Source organism: Dulcicalothrix desertica PCC 7102 (genome assembly GCF_003991905.1).
GTDB classification, from domain to species: Bacteria; Cyanobacteriota; Cyanobacteriia; order Cyanobacteriales; family Nostocaceae; genus Dulcicalothrix; species Dulcicalothrix desertica.
The window spans coordinates 1-16,383 of the sequence record NZ_RSCL01000016.1 but is presented as its reverse complement, the minus strand read 5'-3'; the positions used below and the strand labels follow the sequence as shown (position 1 = coordinate 16,383).

Here is a 16,383-nt window from a genome sequence, read left to right as displayed (position 1 = left end):
CTCCAATTAATTCTAAACGGAGAATTTTTTACTATAGATACAACGCTCGTACAGATGCAACCGTATTTGCCTACAGGGTATTTTATACTCCACTAAAATCAATACCTGCAAGATACATTATTGCTATGAATACATTTTATGTTGACCGGATGTAGTGGATTTTTCGGATAGTCGTGAATCTCCGTGATGCTGTTTGTACAAGAAGGCGCCAAAAATCTCTGAAAATTGTAATCATTCTACAAATTTTTTCTTTTCACCACAGAGATTTCTAGGGCACAGAGAGAGGGCAGGCAAGACAGATAACTTACAATGCGCTATTATGATAATGATTATTATTACATGCAAGTATTTTATGGTAAGTTCTTTAGCCCAGTCGCAATCTGTACAGCAAGACAGTCAGAATATAGAGAAAATACGCCATACATGTGCCCACATTATGGCGATGGCAGTACAAAAGCTGTTTAAGGGGACGAAGGTGGCTATTGGGCCTGTGACGGAAACAGGGTTTTTCTATGACTTTGACTGTCCGGTTAGTATTACTCCCAATGACTTGGGTAAGATAGAATCTGAGATGCGACGGATAATTAAGTCAAAGTTGCCAATTATTCGAGAAGAGGTTGATAGAGAAGAGATTAAGGCGGAAATAGCTAGTTTGGATGAGCCTTACAAGTTAGATATATTAGACCGTATTTCTGAAGGTGAGACTATTACTCGTTACTACATTGGTAGTCCTGATGGTCGTAAAGTCGAGTCTTCACTGTTTACAGCGGATAGTTTACCACCAAGAGACTATTGGTGGGACTTGTGTGCAGGTCCACATGTGAACTCGACAAAAGAAATTAATGCCAAGGCTTTTGCATTATTGAATGTTGCAGGCGCCTATTGGCAAGGTGATGAACAAGCGCCAATGTTGCAGCGTATTTATGGTACAGCTTGGGAAACACCTGAAGAATTGCAAGAATATTTAAAGCAGCGAGAAGAAGCATTACGCCGCGACCATCGCAAGTTGGGCAAAGAGCTTAATTTATTTAGTATTCAAGATGAAGCTGGTGGTGGTTTGGTGTTTTGGCATCCCAAAGGCGCCGCTATCCGTTATCAAATAGAAGATTATTGGCGCCGTTCCCACATCGAAGCGGGTTACGAGTTGCTATATACTCCTCATGTGGCGAATTTAGATTTATGGAAAACATCGGGACACTTTGACTTTTATTTTGAAAGCATGTTTGACTCGATGTCTGTAGAAAATCAAGCTTATCAAATTAAGCCGATGAATTGTCCTTTCCACGTATTAACGTATAAAAATCAGCTTCACTCATACCGAGAATTACCTTTGAGATGGGCAGAGTTAGGAACAGTTTATCGTTATGAACGTTCGGGTGCTTTACATGGATTGATGCGTGTTCGCGGTTTTACCCAAGATGATGCTCATATTTTCTGTTTACCAGAGCAAGTTGCTTCGGAAATATTAGGCGTATTAAATTTGACAGAGAAGATTTTATCTGATTTTGGTTTTAAAGACTATGAGATAAATCTTTCCACTCGTCCGAGCAAGTCAGTTGGTTCCGATGACATTTGGGAACTTGCCACTGATGCGTTGGTTGAAGCTTTGAATACTAAAGGTTGGAAATATATAGTTGATGATGGTGGTGGCGCCTTTTATGGACCCAAGATAGATATTAAAATCAAAGATGCAATTGGTCGTCTTTGGCAATGTTCTACAATTCAGGTAGATTTTAACTTACCAGAAAGGTTTGATATGGAATATGTGGCGCCAGATGGTAGCAAAAAACGTCCTATCATGATTCACCGTGCCATATTTGGCTCACTAGAAAGATTCTTTGGTATTTTAATCGAAAACTACGCAGGTGACTTTCCATTATGGCTGGCGCCAGTACAAATACGTTTATTACCCGTCAGCGATGAAGTTCGCGATTATGCTCAACTAGCAGCAAAAAAATTGAAACAGTCTGGCTTACGTGTTGAAATAGATAATACAGGTGAACGTTTAGGTAAATTGATTCGTACCGCAGAAGTCGAAAAAATACCCGTCGTTGGTGTTATCGGTAAACGCGAGGTAGAAACAAACACCTTAAGCATTCGTACTCGTAAATCCGGAGATTTAGGAGCATTAGTAGTAGATAATATTATTAGTCGCTTACAACAAGTGATTGCCGAAAAAACAACAATATAATAAACTTCAACATGAATTTTCCGACCCCAGTACGGGCGGGTTAACGAAACATTCCGCCACTTAAAACAATATAATAAACCCGCCCCTCCCCTCCCCTCCCCTCCCACCAAATATCTTATGTTTCACGCATTATACATTTGCAAATCCTGTTCTTTCTCCCTTACCCAACGGGAATATCTAGGTGAAAAAGGTGGCAAAATTTTATATAACCAAGTCAAAAATTTAGCAGAAAAATGGTCTTTAAGTCCTGAGTACGTAATTCAAGAAGTAGAATGTTTGAGCGCATGTAAAAGACCCTGTGCCATAGCTACTTCGGCGCCAAATAAAACTTCATTAATGTTCGGTGATTTGCCAGCCCTTGAAAGTGCAGAAGCAATACTTAAATTCTGCGAGCAATATTATACAAGTTTTGATGGTATTATTCCCCGGCAAGAGCGACCAGAAATTTTGCAGAAAGGAATACTAGCAAGAATTCCACCTCCACCACAACTCTAAGAGGATGTTTAATAACCCAGAAACACAAAAGCAAATTATAGAAACGATAGATATTCTAGAAAACCTGGAAAATCTGATGGATAATGCCCCCAGTCCTGCTATTGAAGAAATTATACAACAGGCGTGGGTAAAAATTAGGGCTACGTTACCAAATGATTTTCAACAAGCAACACGCTTAGATGCAAGTGCCCAAGGAATGCGTCAATATTTACGAGTGCAGGCATTTTTTACAAACCCTACAGAAAATTCTATTAGTAAAGAAGATTTGGAAGCTTACTATCAAAATCTTTCCGAACCCATTGATGAAGACGAAGCTGATTTTTATTTTCCTGATTAAAAGTTTTTATATTAATTACCTAGAAAATCTTGAACGATAAGACCTCAGTGCTAAAACACCAGGAACAGTAGCGAGAAAGAAAATAGTGGCACATACTGTTATTATCACAGTAAAAGCCAATAACCAACCCTGCAAGTTTGTTGCTGATATACCAAACGCTGCAACATAAATACTTAGTATACAAGATACTATCAGCAATCCAACCCAATATCCCCGTCTACCTAGCTTATGAAAGGCAACTAGTGGAGCAGAGGCAAATATACCAAGAATAAGAGCAATAATTGTTACAGAAATTAGCATTCTTGGGTTATTAATACCACCCGCGCGCTTGACATCAATATCTATACTGTGCAGCAGCGCCGAAAATAACCAAAGGGGAATAAACCCTAGGAGTATCGAGAAGGCTGTTTTCATCTTGTTTTCCAAAAGCATAAAAGTTAGTATTCCCGTTATGTTTCCACATTGCACCACTTGCAACAGAAGCCTGTATTTAGTAAGTTTTTACACTCACCGCAAACGTAATAATAGTTATCATTCTATCGCATCATCGTAAAAAATAACCGTTGTTAAACTTTACTAAAAATGTTGAATAGATGAGTAAATTTGGTTTTCCCATTTTAAATCATGTAGAGACGTGACATGTCACGTCTCTACTATTTTTAGGAAGGATAACAGCTATGTGAGAGATTAATCAATCTATTGTTGCGAAATAGTCCTTATGTTTTATTAGTTAATATGTAGATGCTACAATCACTATCTTGGCAGGCTCAGTTGTCTAAGTTTTAGAGTAAATATTTTTACCACAGAGGCTATTAGAGCGCAGAGAAATTTATTTTCGGGAGTAAAAATCTATAATATTGCGTAAAAAATATTTAAATAATTTCCGTAACTACCGCAATAATACTTGTAGTAAGTCCATGTAAGCAACCACTTAAACTATTATGCCAGTCACATTTGTTACGTTAGAAATAGGTTCTACAGGCGCCGCTGTTGTCGATTTACAACAAGATTTAGCAACTCTGAACTATTATAGAGGGGCTATTGATGGTGTGTTTGGAGTTAGTACTAAAAACGCAGTTATTAAGTTTCAGCTAGAACATATGGGAATTGCTGATAGTATTGTTGGCTATGAGACAAAAGCTGCAATCAAACAAGAGGTATGGATACAAACACAACCAGTGTTGAGACAAGGTTCTCAGGGACACGATGTTAAAATTCTTCAAAAGTTACTAACAAGCGCAACTGATTACGGTATTGCTGATTATGGTATCATTCCTGTTGATGGTATGTTTGGCACCAATACTAAAAATGCTGTAATTAAATATCAAAAAGCTAATAATCTTGTACCTGATGGTATTGTTGGTAAAGCGACTTGGGGAAAACTTGCTTATATAATGTCTTATGGTATGTCTTTTGAACAAATTATTTTAAATAATACTTTTGCAAGGTCTTAATTTTCAAGATGCTGCATTAAATTCAGACATACTTACGTTCCAATACTGCTCGGTTAAACACCAACCTACAGAAACTTTATCCCTTGCAGTATTGAATCACGTTCTATCATTCACTGGTTTCTCATTTTGTATAATAGCGTCGCAAAATCACCCAAGAAACAACAGGTGTACCAAGTAAAGCGGTTACAGAGTTGAGTGGTAACACCATTTGGTTCCCTGGTAATACGCACATTAAATCAGCAAATAGTGCCATAACGGCGCCCATTATCATTACAGCAGGAACTAAAATACGATGGTCACAGGTATTAAACATGCTTCTACAAAGATGGGGAACTGCCACACCTAAAAAAGCAATGGGACCACAAAATGCTGTAATGGCGCCTGCTAATATAGAAGCACTCGTAATTATCCAAAATCTTGTTCTTTCCAAGTTTAAACCTAGCGTCAAAGCATAGGACTCACCGACGAGAAGTACATTTAACGGTTTTGAGAGTGCAACAGCGACTAATAAACCTAATAATACTACACCTGCTAAGATAGGCAAGGAGCGCCAAGTCACTCCAGCAAAGCTACCAAAAGTCCATTGTAAATATGCTTGGATTTTTTGACTATCACTAAATTGCAACAAAATACTAACCAATGCGCTGGTAGCATAACCAAATAACAAACCTAATATTAATAATGTCATAGTATCTTGGACTCTACGTGACACTATTAAAACTAAACCTAACACCGCAGCGGCGCCTAAACTCGATGCAATAACTAAACTCAAATCACCAAAAATACCCAAAGTTTGGAAAATTGCTCCTGCTCCAGCTAAATTTGCCGTTAGGACAACCAAAGCTACACCCAACGATGCACCGGAACTTATTCCTAATACAAAAGGTCCTGCGAGTGGGTTTCTAAAAATTGTTTGCATTTGCAATCCGCTTACACCTAAAGCGGCGCCTGCTATTGTTGCAGTTATGGCTTTTGGCAAACGAAACTTCATAATAATATTCGTCCAGCTAGCTTTTTCTGCATCTCCTCCAAATAAGACTTTGACAACTTCAGCTATGGGAATTTGTACAGAGCCGAGTGCTATGTCTAATAAAAAGGCTAAAATCAATGTGGTAATCAATATTATAAAAAATGAGTATTGATTTAAGTATTTTGAAATGTTTTTAGTTATATACATATATTGGCGCCTCTCCGATGCACGATATTTTAAAAGTAATATAAATGTCATTCTGAGCGCAGCGAAGAATCTAAAAGATTTGGAATTTTAAGAGATGCTACCCTGCGGTAAAACTGCGTTAACGTTCCTCAGCATGACAGTTTGAAATTTTAAGAGATGCTTCGTTCCAGATGCTTCGTTCCAGAAGCTACCCTTCGGGAAAACTTCGTTAACGTTCCTCAGCATGACATTAACTGAGACGACGATAAAAAACTAATTCGTGCTGTGGTAAAATTTCAGGATGAAAGACTTTGATTAAATCTGACAAAACCACATCAGGATTACTAATTCCTCCTTCCCAGTAGTCATTACCACCGCTTTCATTCACGCGCGCGTTATTATTATAGAGATTCCCTGTTTTGACGGCTTTAAAATCGCCATAGCGAGAGTCTTCGGCTAATATCTCTTGTTTAGATTTCCACTTTTGGCTCATATTTAGCCAATAATCAGCATTTGTCGCGCGCTCGATAATTACTTCAAACGATAAAGGTAAACTTCCTGATGACTTTTCATTACTCCAAAGATAGTTTGCACCAGCATCTTCTAAGTACTTAGCAGCATAGCTATTACCACCTGGCATATACCAAGTACCTTTAAAATTAAATCCTACAAATACAGTTGGACGTGTTTTTACAGCTTTTGCCTTTGCTGCAATTTCATCATACCTTCTTGCTACTTCTCCAAATATCTGTTCTGCTTCCTTCTCCTTATTAAAAAATAAAGCCGTAAACTTTAGCCATTCGCTTCTACCCAAGGGTGAATCTTCCATATACTCAGCGTTGATAGCGACCTTCAAACCTGCTTCTAACAATTTAGGATAACTATCGCTTTGGGCATTACCTGTCCCATAGGTTGTAATTAAATCTGGGTTTAGTTCTAAGATTTGCTCGACATTGACGGTAGCATCACTTCCAACATTGGCAACTTTACCTGATTTGATTCTTTCTACTACTTCAGAGGTATTGACAGTTTTCGTATCGCTAACAGCAACTAATTTATCAACTACACCTAATTTTGCTAAATGAGGTAAATGAGTAGTAGAGAGGGATATGACTGAATTAACGGGTACTGTTATTAGTTGGGCGCCTGAAATTTGAGGTGCGGGTGTACCACATTGAACTAGAATGTATTTAAAGTTGGTATTGGCGCCTTTCCAGGGGTTATTAATGGTGATAACTTTATAGTGGTTATGATATTCTACATTAAATCCTTTCGCGCGGGTGATTTTAACCTTGTTTGGGAAGTAGTCGCGCGTTCTTTCGTATTGTTGAACGCATGATGGGTTAGTCGCGGCCAAGTCAGGGTTGCTTTTTGGACTTTGACAGGCAATAATTAATGTGGAGATGATGAAGATAGTGAAAATAAAGAATAATCGTTTTAAATAATTTTTCTTATTCTTTCTTTGCGGTTTAATCATAGCCATTTTAAATAAAAATATTGTAAGGGAGACGCGACATGTCACGTCTCTACATTAATTAAACAGGTGGGTAAATATATTCTATGACTTTATTACCTTGAATTAAATGCTCGCTGACAATTTTCTCTGCAACTTCTGGTTGAACACGAGTATACCAAGTTTTATCATCAGAATAAAAAGCAACTGGACCCAATTTACAAACCTGTAAGCAACCAGTTGTTCGCACTTCTATATGTAATTTGGCTTTTTCTACTGCTGATAAAAGTGCTTCAAATGTAGGTTGCCATTTCTGAGACGGATAACAGCGTCCAGATGTACAAACTGCTACATAAGAACACTTAAAAGGGTTCTTGGTAAAAGGTAATTGCTTTGTTCCCAATACATAAGTTTCCCGAAGTTCATGGTAAAAGTCTAATTTAGCAAAATTCGCTTTACCATCAGGTAATAAATTCTCATCCTCTATATATGGATTTGGTAGAAATATAGTCATTGCTTTTTCACCCGCACCATTCCAAAACTGTATACCCCAGCTTCTCGGTTCTCCTTCTGGGTTGATGCGTCGATATAATGCACCTTTGTTAATTAATCTTTGTTGTCGCTGTTCTGGTGGAGTCTCGTTATCTGGACCACCTAGAGTTTCTTCGATACACAAGTGAAAATGCCACTCTTGAGCAATAACCGTGAGATACCCATCATAAAGAACGCATTTTTTAGGCGCCTCATTAAATTCTAGCTCTAAAACGCTGCCTTGCTCAAGATGACCCAACCCAATTTGATGCCAGTTATCTTGAAATAATGTGTAAGTCAAACAAGCAAGCACATCACTTTGACAATCAAAATATTCATACTCTATATTCCAACCATTACCAGTAGGTTCGCGAGAAATCTGATTTAATGGTTTTACCATTGGGTTAAATTGAGTCATGGCAATTTTCCTCGTATATATAATTAGAAATTCGCGCTTAAACCAACTTGGAACACTCTACCCGCATCAGGGAATCCTGCAAACAACTGATACCTTTGATTAAAGATATTATCTACACTAGCATTAAGTGTAAAATTCTGACTGAGAGGAATTCGAGTTTTGGCGTCAAAAGTTGTGTAACCAGCTAATGATTCGGTATTTGTATTATTCGTTGGATATGCACCAAGGGAATTCATTAATAGTCCAAAATACCACCCTTGAGGATTTTCATATGAAACACCCAAACCTAGTTTATCGGCGCCTGCAAATCTTAATTCTTTATTAATTTCTGCGGGATTAGAGCTTTTTTTAATGCGTGGGTCATTTGCTGTATAATTAACAAAAGCGTAAAGATTCTTTGCAAGTTGTAAATTTAATGCAGCTTCGATTCCACTTGTTTCAACTAAACCAATATTTTCCCATGTTCCAGTTACTCCGTTCACAGCAGGTCTGATAGATTTAAAAGCAATGAGGTCAGATATATTATTTTGGAAAAATGTTAAGCGCAGTAAACCAATATCACCTAATTTCTGGTCAATACCAATATCGTAACTATCTCCTCTTTCAGGTCTAAGATTTGGATTACCAACATTAGTAGGGTTAACATTAAATAAGTTAGCAATTGTTGGAACGCGAAAGTTCTTGATATAGTTCGCTCGTAGAGTAGTAGAGTTAGTTATATCCCACTTCACACCCACTGATGGAGATGTTGCTCCACCTGAAGCTAAACTATTAAAATCTTGACGCACACCAAAATTTAACTTGACTTTAGGGATAAAGCTTGTTTCATACCTGGCAAAGATGGCGCCTTGACCAATAGTATCATCATAGTTGGGGACTTTGGCGCCTGTAGCAAACCTAATTGCACTACTATTGACATTGACATTGCGATAATCAAAACCATAAACAACACTATGGTTTTTGTCGAACTGCCAGCTATGGGTAGCTTGAACACCATAAGAACTTTGCCTCGTCTCAAATCTTCTGTTGAATTGAGGCGGAATAGTTATAGAATTAGAGTCAAAGCGAGTATTGGTAAAATCAAGATAAAATTTTGCTGTTAGTAATGAATCATCTCCATTCCCCAGTTTAGAATTCCAAGTTAAATCACTTAATACTTGGTCTGTATATTTCCGGTTTCTATCGGTGAGAACATTACCAGAACCTTGACCAAATTGCGGTACAAGTATAGGAACTCCCCCAGGTGTACCTTGGTCTTTCCCCAAGTATAAAGTAGACAAAGTTAAAGTATTGCGCTTATCTAAATCTGCCTCTAACTTGACATTAAAGTTATTAAACAGAGCATCATTATTTTTACGCACTCCCCTAAAGTTAGCTTCGGGAATTGAAAAAGGGTAATTATATTTTCCTTGAATACGGTTATATCCAACTACCCAACCAATATTTCCCGTTCTTCCACCAGACTGGATACTTTGTTGGTTAAGTCCATATGAACCAAAATTTACCTTTGTATCAGTAGTAATTTTGTTTTCTGTTGGCGGGCGCCGAGTAATAATATTGATAACTCCACCAATCGCATCAGAACCATATAAAATTGAACCCCCACCAGGTAGTACTTCCACCCGCTCAATATTAGTAGTAGTAAATTCTGACAAATCAAAACGACCACCACCTAAGTTATTGATTGGTCTACCATCTAGTAGTATCAGCACTTGTTCACTATTAGAACCACGAATAAACTGACCGCTCAAAGCATGAGGTTCAGTTCCAACCGTTCCATCTGGGAGTATACCAGGCAGAAACTTCAGCGCTTCTCGAACTGTTCTGGCGCCTTGCGCTTCCATCTCTTCACCAGTAATGACATAGATAGGACGAGTCGAGTCTTTGACTGTCCCCTCACGACGAAAAGGTGCATAAACAGGTACATTTAATAACTTTTCAATTACAGTTAATTCAATATCTGGTTCTGTCTCTTCTGTTAATGCAGGTTGTTGAGCAATTTCTTCTGCAACGGGTTGTAAATCTGAAGCAGTTTTTTCATTCTTAGGAAACTCGGATACCTGCGTAATTTCTGCAACAGCGCTATGACCGTATAATATCCCTAACATTGCTGTCAGAGACACAGCAAAATTTATTCCCCATTGGGAATTACATATAATATTTCTCATCTGTACCTCGCAGATAATTTTACTTTTTTGTGACTATTGACGGGCATTCTGACTTAGAGACAAGTTTTGCCTCATTACAGCTGCGGGACAGCGCTGGATTTTCACCAAACTTTCCCCGTTACTCTAATAAACAATTTTTATTAGAACGAATACGTTGTTGCACAATAACACGGTTATGGCTAGTGTTTAATGTAGAAATGTTACAAATATCACACCCAGCAGATTCTATCATCCAATTCTGAAATATATCCATGTCCTCCCCTCTAAAATAGCTGGCAAACCTGGCAACGGATGATGAGCGGATGTAGCGGATAGGTTATTTTAGATAACCATACTTACCAATAACTTATCCGTTACATCTGTTGTATCAGTTGCAAAGAGAATTATTTGTTTTGATTGAAATGATTATCATTCTCTTTTTACTGCTTGTCAATAGGTGTACTTATTTTTCTCAAAGGAAAACGTAAAACTAACGCTTCTAGAGAGATTTCCGGAAGCGTCAGATAAGTACATATTTTTAAATATTATAAATTAAATCTTAACCTGCATAATTTGACTATATTCACATACTGCATCATATTGGTCAGCATAATCTTCTTACAAGTCAATGCAGATATGTATTTTATATGGGTAACTTGTTTACTAAGAACCTAACCCCTAACCCCTAACCCCTTCCCTACGAGGATACTGCTGGCGATTCGGGGCGCCCATCACGACAACGATTTTGCCTTATTCCAGACCTACGTAGAGACCGAATTAATACGGTCTCTACCGCCAATTTGTGTGAAATGAGGGGTCAGATCTACCATTCGTCAGCAGTATCCTTGTAGGAGAGGGGTAAGGGGAGAGGTTATTAAACTGCTGACACAATTATAAAAAAGGTCAAAGTTTTTATCTTTGACCTGAGAATATATAGTTTAAAGTTAGACTCTTAATTATCTATTTAACCAAGCTTCTAAATCAGAAATACTTGAGAAATCTAGAAAATCTTCTCCTAAAGCTTCAAGTTGCTCTGTTGTCAAGCCTTGGAGACGTTCAATAATTGATGAGTCGATGGCGCCGAATTTTCGATTTAATTGACGACTTACAAGGCGAAAAGCCTCATTTTTCTCACCTCGCTTTTCACCTTTCTCTTCCCCTTGCTTTTCTCCTTTTTGTAATATATCCTGATAAATTACTGATTCTTTCATGATGTCCTCACTTAATAAATTGCGAATCATTGTTTTGTCAAACTTGAGACCAGCTAATATTTGTGTATATGCAGCAGTGTTTTGTCTATCACCTCTATTTGAAATTGTAGCAATCTTCTCGACAACTTGCGACAGTAAGGCTTCTGGCGAACTTGTTGCTGCCAATGGCGCCAGTGGTAACAATCCTTCGCTGTTTAAGAATATCTCAGGGTCTTGCTCCCACATGCGAATGACTTGATATTTATGGACTGTCGTTTCGTCTCTATACTCGTCTGTATAAGCGATTGGGTCATCTGTGAATTTTAGGAAAATAACCACTTGCGTCACAGGAAGATCGTACTGTCGCTTAAGTCTGACGGAATAATCCAACTGCCGAAAAGGTATTGGAGGTTTGGATGGAGGTAGAGTTTGGAATTCTATATGAAGAATACGTTCTCGTGTTTGCAAAAATGATACGGAGTCCGCGCGAACTGGCTCTATACTCAATTCTGTTTTTAGCACTTTGACTTTTCGTACTTTAGTTGAGATTAACCATTTCGCAAAATCAAGTGGATATTTTTCAGCTAATATTTTACAAACGTTATCGTAGCTCATCATTAATACCCTGGATGAATCATGTTTAAATAATAAGTTAAAACCCAAAAAAGGTAAATATTTATTGTATAATTTATTACTGTTTTTTTTGTAATTTTATATAATTAAATTTTGATTTTATATGTAATAACTTATAACCTTAAGTTGGTGTAGTATAAACTTTTGGCGACATTAAAGCATTTTAATATTTTATTAATTCTGCTTTTCCGTGGTTGCCTTTCCTTGCTTGCTGGTGCAATCAGTCCACAAGTTTTGTTAAGATGTTGAGGGTTTTTTATAGACTGATCGCACCCTACGTTGTGGTTTTGTCGTGGCGCCATTTGTATTACTGTTGATTAATTACAATAATTTGGTCTGCGCGATTGATTAGCCATTCACGGTGTGATACTACTAAGATAGTATGTTGTTGCTTTTGAGTGTTACACAGGCGCCGCCAAAGTTGTTCTTCTGTTTGTACGTCTAATGCGCTGGAGATGTCGTCAAATACTAATAATTCTGGTTGATGTATTAAAGCGCGCGTTATAGCTGCTCGTTGTAGTTGACCACCTGAAAGGCGAACTCCTTTATAACCTACTAGTGTTTCTAGTCCCAAGGGCATGGCGCCAATATCTTCGGCAAAGACTGAATTATATAGTGCTTTTTCGATGTCTTCTCGTGGCGCCTGTCTACCAAGTAAAAGGTTATCTCGTAATGTTTGACTGAATAATTGAGGAATCTGTGGTACGTAAGCGCTGCGAGGAGGTGTAAAAAAGATTGCTGGGTCATTTATTAAGCAGCCGTTCCAGTAAATTTTACCTGTTTGTAAGGGTAATAGTCCTAATAAAACTTGTAATAGGGTTGTTTTTCCTGCTCCAATGTCTCCTGTGATTACATTTAAAGTTCCTCGTTGTATTTCAAAGGTGATATTTTTAATTCCTTGGTTGCTTCCTTGATGTAAGTAGGTCAGGTTTTGAACGGTTAATGTTTGTAAGTCTGAGTAGGTTTGTTGTATTGGTTCTATTCTAGGTAAGTTTTGTCTTTCTCCCCAGATATTATTTAAGTAAAGTGGTCGAGAGGCAACTAAGGTATTAGATAAATTAGTATTATCTTCTATTAAGTCGGTCATCCGCTCGAAAGAGACTTCTGTTTGTTTAGTTAAAGCCATAAATTCTCCAAAGAATGTGATAAAGTCGGTGATATACGCCAAGTAATATACAAATAAAGCAAAATCTCCAACTGTTAATCCGATATTATTTTTTAGTAAGTTTGCGCTTAATAGTAATACTATTCCTGTGCCAAAGTTTACTAGATTTTGAAAGCTAGAGTTTAAAATAGCGGTAAATAATTGGTCTTTGAGCATAGTTCGGCGCCGTTGGTCGTTGAGCTTTTGAAAATGATTAATTACTGATGTTTCGGCGCCTGCAACTTTGATGGCTTGTACTGAGTTAAATATTTCACCTATTAATCCTGTGACATTCTCAGTTGCCATACGGCTCGCGCGACGATAGCGTTTAATGCGGTGTTCCATTTGTTGGATGAAAACTACAATTCCAACTACAGGCAGAAATATTAAAATAGTCATCTGCCAATTGATGCTAGCTAGAATTATAAAAGCTATCGTCGCAAACACTCCCGCGTCAAATAGTTCAGAAGTGCTAACAACATTATCTTCTATAAGTTCAACGTCATCACGGAAGTAGCTAATTAATTCTCCTAATGCTAAATTATTTTGGGATTGGTTTTCTCTTTTCAAAGCTAGTGCAGCAGGACGGTTGAGAATTATACGCAATAAATTATGTCGTATCAAAGCACTCATCGTGAAGCGGTGCTGAGTTTTTGTGACGCGACCAATGAAAATAAATATTACTCTGCCAATTCCAGTTGCAACTAAGAGTATAACAAACGTCCAAGGTGATAAGCTAAATTGAGATTGATTAGTAAGGGTATTCAAAAATTCTCGAATAATCAATCCTGGTATAATAGGGAGTCCAGCAATAAATAGCCAAAAAAAAGCATCGATTAAATAAAGCCTAAAATTATAGCGAATCATTCGCCATAAAAGTTGTTTGATATCTATTTTTTTATTTTGATTCATCTAAGTTAGTCCTTAACAACTGAGCAAAATGAGAATGATAATTATTTTGTAAATCTTGGCGCCTGCCATATTCCAGTACTTGTCCATTTTCTAATATTAGAACTTGGTTAGCTCGCTGTATAGTTTGGAGACGATGGGCTATAATGATTCCAGTACGTCCTAATAATAATTTATCAATTGCTGCTTCTAAACTTTTTTCTGTGTTGGGGTCAAGACGAGAGGAAGCTTCATCAAGAATAACTAAACTGGGGTTTTTGAGAAAAACACGAGCAAAAGCAAGTAATTGTGCTTGTCCTGCAGAAAGACCTGTACTATCTGATGCTAAGATTGTATCTAAGCCATTTGGAAGTGAAGATAACCATTTATATAAACCTAATTCTGTTAAAATATCTATAATCTCTGTATCGTCAATGGCAGGATTAAAAAAAGTTAAGTTATTACGCACTGTAGTGTGAAATAGCTGTACATCTTGAGTAACAATACCTATTCGTGTACGTAATTCTTTTGAAGATATTTGTGGACTGGGAATATTATTTAAACGTATATAACCAGATTGCGGTTCATAAAATTTTAATAGTAAACGTGTAATTGTAGTTTTACCGCTTCCAGTGCGTCCTAAAATTCCTAATACTTGATTTTGGGGTAAGTAAAATGATAGATTATTAAGCGCGCGCTGATTATCTGACTCGTAACTAAAACAAACATTGTCAAATTCCACCGACAATGCTCCAGCTTCTAATGCCTGTAGATTAGTCACGTCTCGTTTTACTGGATGGTCTAAAATTTCCTGAATACGATAAATACTAGCTTCTGCTTGTTGAAAGTTTTCTAATTCCTCGCGGATTTTCTCGATTGGTTCTTGTAGTAAGTTTGTATAATGGAATAATACATAAATTGTACCGATACTAATTGCTTTTTGGTTCCATAAATAAGCAGTTATTCCTAAAGCGAGAGCATTCCCAACAGCAAATAATCCTACCGTTGTTGCCCAAACAGTAGTATCGGCAAAACGAGCTTTATGGTAAATAGACAGCCAAGGTTGTAAAAATTTATAAAAACGGTGCATGACAAAATTCACAGCACCATTCGCGCGGATATCTTCTAGTCCTACAATATATTCCCCAATAAATCCAAAAAATTCTGCACTTACTTGACGATAAGCAGTCCAAGGTATAATTGCAAGGGGTCGTAAACTTACTAGTATACTGAGTGCTATAAAGCTAAATATAGTTAAAGAGGCGCCGATACGCCAATCTTGTAAAAACAGTATGATTAAAATACCAGCAAGTAAAATAACATTGCCTAAAATATTTATAACCAATTGCGAGAAGAATTGTGATAAAGCATTGACATCACCATCTACTCTTTCTATTAACTCACCAGGTGTACGAGACTTAAAAAAACAAAAGTCAAGAGAAAGACAGTGAGTAACTAAGTCGCTGCGAAGCGCATTAGTAGCAGTCCAAGCAACATTTTCGCTGAGGTAAGTTGTAATTATAGAGAAAAGCTGAGTTAGAATTGCAACGGCAATGAAAATAGTAGCAGCGAAATAAAGTGTTTGAGTAGAAACACCCGCAACAGCAGTATCAATAAAGTAGCCAATGATTTGCGGATTGATTAATTGTAGAGCAATACTAGATAACAGCGCAAGAGTCAACCAAATAGCGCGCGTTTTTTGAGGCAGAAGATATTTTGATAATAAATTAGTATATTTTTTCATTGAAATGCTAGAACACAAGAACTATTATTTTTTTGCTAGTGGTCTGTTTATACAATGGTTTAGGAATCATACTTGAAATAGAGCAATAAAAGAATTATTATAAAGTTTACAGGAAACGCATTGATTGCGGATGATGATAATGAACGTTAAACGGAATTTTTTGAACCATAGGCGGAATTTTTGAGTTGGGCAGGTATTGTATGACTACAATTTAAAATCATAATATTTAGTGTTGTTCAACAGATAAATATATATTTATATCTGAGTGTTCACATTCTTAGGACTTACGCTGCAAGCTTACAGAAAACGTATTGATTACGGATAGTTACAATGGATAGTAAACATAATTTTTCCTGTTGATGAAGTATTTTTAGGTAGACGGCAAAAGTCTTCCATAATAAAATTTTCTCATTTAACTAAATACTTAAATAAATCATCAGTAACCGCATTTGCTGCTAACATACCGCTGCCAATCCAATAATCAGGAACTATATATACTTTATTTTGTTTTACTGCTTTGCCTACCTTATATCTTGCACCTAACGGGTAAACCCGTATAAAGCCAATGACAGAGGGTAAAAATATAACTACAATATAATTTT

At 37.1% G+C, this 16,383-nt stretch carries 13 protein-coding genes, 1 pseudogene and 1 riboswitch; of the genes and pseudogenes, 4 read left to right on the top strand and 10 right to left on the bottom strand.

Features of this window, described 5'->3' with window-relative positions:
• Positions 1–352 precede the first annotated feature (352 nt).
• The 3 genes from thrS to DSM106972_RS29820 all read left to right on the top strand — a co-directional run bounded on the left by thrS (position 353) and on the right by DSM106972_RS29820 (position 3,023).
• Entirely contained in the window at positions 353–2,191 is a 1,839-nt protein-coding gene (thrS, locus tag DSM106972_RS29830) for a threonine--tRNA ligase (protein WP_127084099.1), read from the top strand.
• A 117-nt stretch (positions 2,192–2,308) separates the two neighbouring features.
• The gene (locus tag DSM106972_RS29825) at positions 2,309–2,686 is read left to right on the top strand and encodes a DUF1636 family protein (protein ID WP_127084098.1); all 378 of its coding nucleotides are present in this window, start codon (positions 2,309–2,311) and stop codon (positions 2,684–2,686) included.
• A 4-nt stretch (positions 2,687–2,690) separates the two neighbouring features.
• Positions 2,691–3,023: a hypothetical protein gene (locus DSM106972_RS29820; protein WP_127084097.1), complete on the top strand. Its 333-nt coding sequence runs from the start codon at positions 2,691–2,693 to the stop codon at positions 3,021–3,023.
• 15 nt (positions 3,024–3,038) lie between these two features.
• Here DSM106972_RS29820 and DSM106972_RS29815 read toward each other — a convergent pair whose 3' ends face one another.
• The gene (locus DSM106972_RS29815; protein WP_127084096.1) at positions 3,039–3,437 is read right to left on the bottom strand and encodes a hypothetical protein; all 399 of its coding nucleotides are present in this window, start codon (positions 3,435–3,437) and stop codon (positions 3,039–3,041) included.
• 527 nt (positions 3,438–3,964) lie between these two features.
• Between DSM106972_RS29815 and DSM106972_RS29810 the strand changes: the two genes are divergently transcribed.
• Entirely contained in the window at positions 3,965–4,477 is a 513-nt protein-coding gene (locus DSM106972_RS29810) for a peptidoglycan-binding domain-containing protein (RefSeq protein ID WP_127084095.1), read from the top strand.
• Between the two features lie 121 nt (positions 4,478–4,598).
• On the opposite strand, the gene DSM106972_RS29805 is transcribed toward DSM106972_RS29810, so the two are convergent.
• From DSM106972_RS29805 to DSM106972_RS53980, 9 genes and pseudogenes are all read right to left on the bottom strand, one after another.
• On the bottom strand, positions 4,599–5,654 hold the full coding sequence (locus DSM106972_RS29805; protein ID WP_127084292.1) for an iron chelate uptake ABC transporter family permease subunit: 1,056 nt from the start codon (positions 5,652–5,654) through the stop codon (positions 4,599–4,601).
• Positions 5,655–5,741: 87 nt separating this feature from the next.
• On the bottom strand, positions 5,742–5,879 hold the full coding sequence (locus DSM106972_RS53985; protein ID WP_186538439.1) for a hypothetical protein: 138 nt from the start codon (positions 5,877–5,879) through the stop codon (positions 5,742–5,744).
• Positions 5,880–5,883: 4 nt separating this feature from the next.
• Entirely contained in the window at positions 5,884–7,116 is a 1,233-nt protein-coding gene (locus DSM106972_RS29800) for an ABC transporter substrate-binding protein (protein WP_233787178.1), read from the bottom strand.
• Positions 7,117–7,168: 52 nt separating this feature from the next.
• Entirely contained in the window at positions 7,169–8,035 is an 867-nt protein-coding gene (locus DSM106972_RS29795) for a (2Fe-2S) ferredoxin domain-containing protein (RefSeq protein WP_127084093.1), read from the bottom strand.
• A gap of 23 nt (positions 8,036–8,058) precedes the next feature.
• The gene (locus tag DSM106972_RS29790; RefSeq protein ID WP_127084092.1) at positions 8,059–10,203 is read right to left on the bottom strand and encodes a TonB-dependent receptor; all 2,145 of its coding nucleotides are present in this window, start codon (positions 10,201–10,203) and stop codon (positions 8,059–8,061) included.
• 21 nt (positions 10,204–10,224) lie between these two features.
• Positions 10,225–10,369, bottom strand: a riboswitch (cobalamin riboswitch).
• A gap of 769 nt (positions 10,370–11,138) precedes the next feature.
• Positions 11,139–11,987 carry a DUF4351 domain-containing protein gene (locus tag DSM106972_RS29785; protein ID WP_127084291.1) on the bottom strand — a complete coding sequence of 283 codons (849 nt, stop codon included), beginning with the start codon at positions 11,985–11,987 and terminating at the stop codon, positions 11,139–11,141.
• 325 nt (positions 11,988–12,312) lie between these two features.
• Positions 12,313–14,061 (bottom strand): ATP-binding cassette domain-containing protein, encoded by a 1,749-nt coding sequence (locus DSM106972_RS29780; protein WP_127084091.1) that lies wholly within the window; start codon positions 14,059–14,061, stop codon positions 12,313–12,315.
• Positions 14,048–15,781: an ABC transporter ATP-binding protein gene (locus DSM106972_RS29775; RefSeq protein WP_127084090.1), complete on the bottom strand. Its 1,734-nt coding sequence runs from the start codon at positions 15,779–15,781 to the stop codon at positions 14,048–14,050. The genes DSM106972_RS29780 and DSM106972_RS29775 overlap by 14 nt, the downstream gene beginning before the upstream one ends.
• A 408-nt stretch (positions 15,782–16,189) precedes the next feature.
• Positions 16,190–16,383, bottom strand: a pseudogene (locus DSM106972_RS53980) (hypothetical protein); the annotation flags it as partial.

Coding starts and splice junctions, on each gene's coding strand:
- DSM106972_RS29790 (WP_127084092.1), bottom strand. CDS start 10,203: ATGAGAAATATTATATGTAATTCCCAATGGGGAATAAATTTTGCTGTG.
- DSM106972_RS29810 (WP_127084095.1), top strand. CDS start 3,965: ATGCCAGTCACATTTGTTACGTTAGAAATAGGTTCTACAGGCGCCGCT.
- thrS (WP_127084099.1), top strand. CDS start 353: ATGGTAAGTTCTTTAGCCCAGTCGCAATCTGTACAGCAAGACAGTCAG.
- DSM106972_RS29805 (WP_127084292.1), bottom strand. CDS start 5,654: ATGTATATAACTAAAAACATTTCAAAATACTTAAATCAATACTCATTT.
- DSM106972_RS29815 (WP_127084096.1), bottom strand. CDS start 3,437: ATGAAAACAGCCTTCTCGATACTCCTAGGGTTTATTCCCCTTTGGTTA.
- DSM106972_RS29775 (WP_127084090.1), bottom strand. CDS start 15,781: ATGAAAAAATATACTAATTTATTATCAAAATATCTTCTGCCTCAAAAA.
- DSM106972_RS29820 (WP_127084097.1), top strand. CDS start 2,691: ATGTTTAATAACCCAGAAACACAAAAGCAAATTATAGAAACGATAGAT.
- DSM106972_RS29785 (WP_127084291.1), bottom strand. CDS start 11,987: ATGAGCTACGATAACGTTTGTAAAATATTAGCTGAAAAATATCCACTT.
- DSM106972_RS29800 (WP_233787178.1), bottom strand. CDS start 7,116: ATGGCTATGATTAAACCGCAAAGAAAGAATAAGAAAAATTATTTAAAA.
- DSM106972_RS29780 (WP_127084091.1), bottom strand. CDS start 14,061: ATGAATCAAAATAAAAAAATAGATATCAAACAACTTTTATGGCGAATG.
- DSM106972_RS29795 (WP_127084093.1), bottom strand. CDS start 8,035: ATGACTCAATTTAACCCAATGGTAAAACCATTAAATCAGATTTCTCGC.
- DSM106972_RS29825 (WP_127084098.1), top strand. CDS start 2,309: ATGTTTCACGCATTATACATTTGCAAATCCTGTTCTTTCTCCCTTACC.
- DSM106972_RS53985 (WP_186538439.1), bottom strand. CDS start 5,879: ATGCTGAGGAACGTTAACGAAGTTTTCCCGAAGGGTAGCTTCTGGAAC.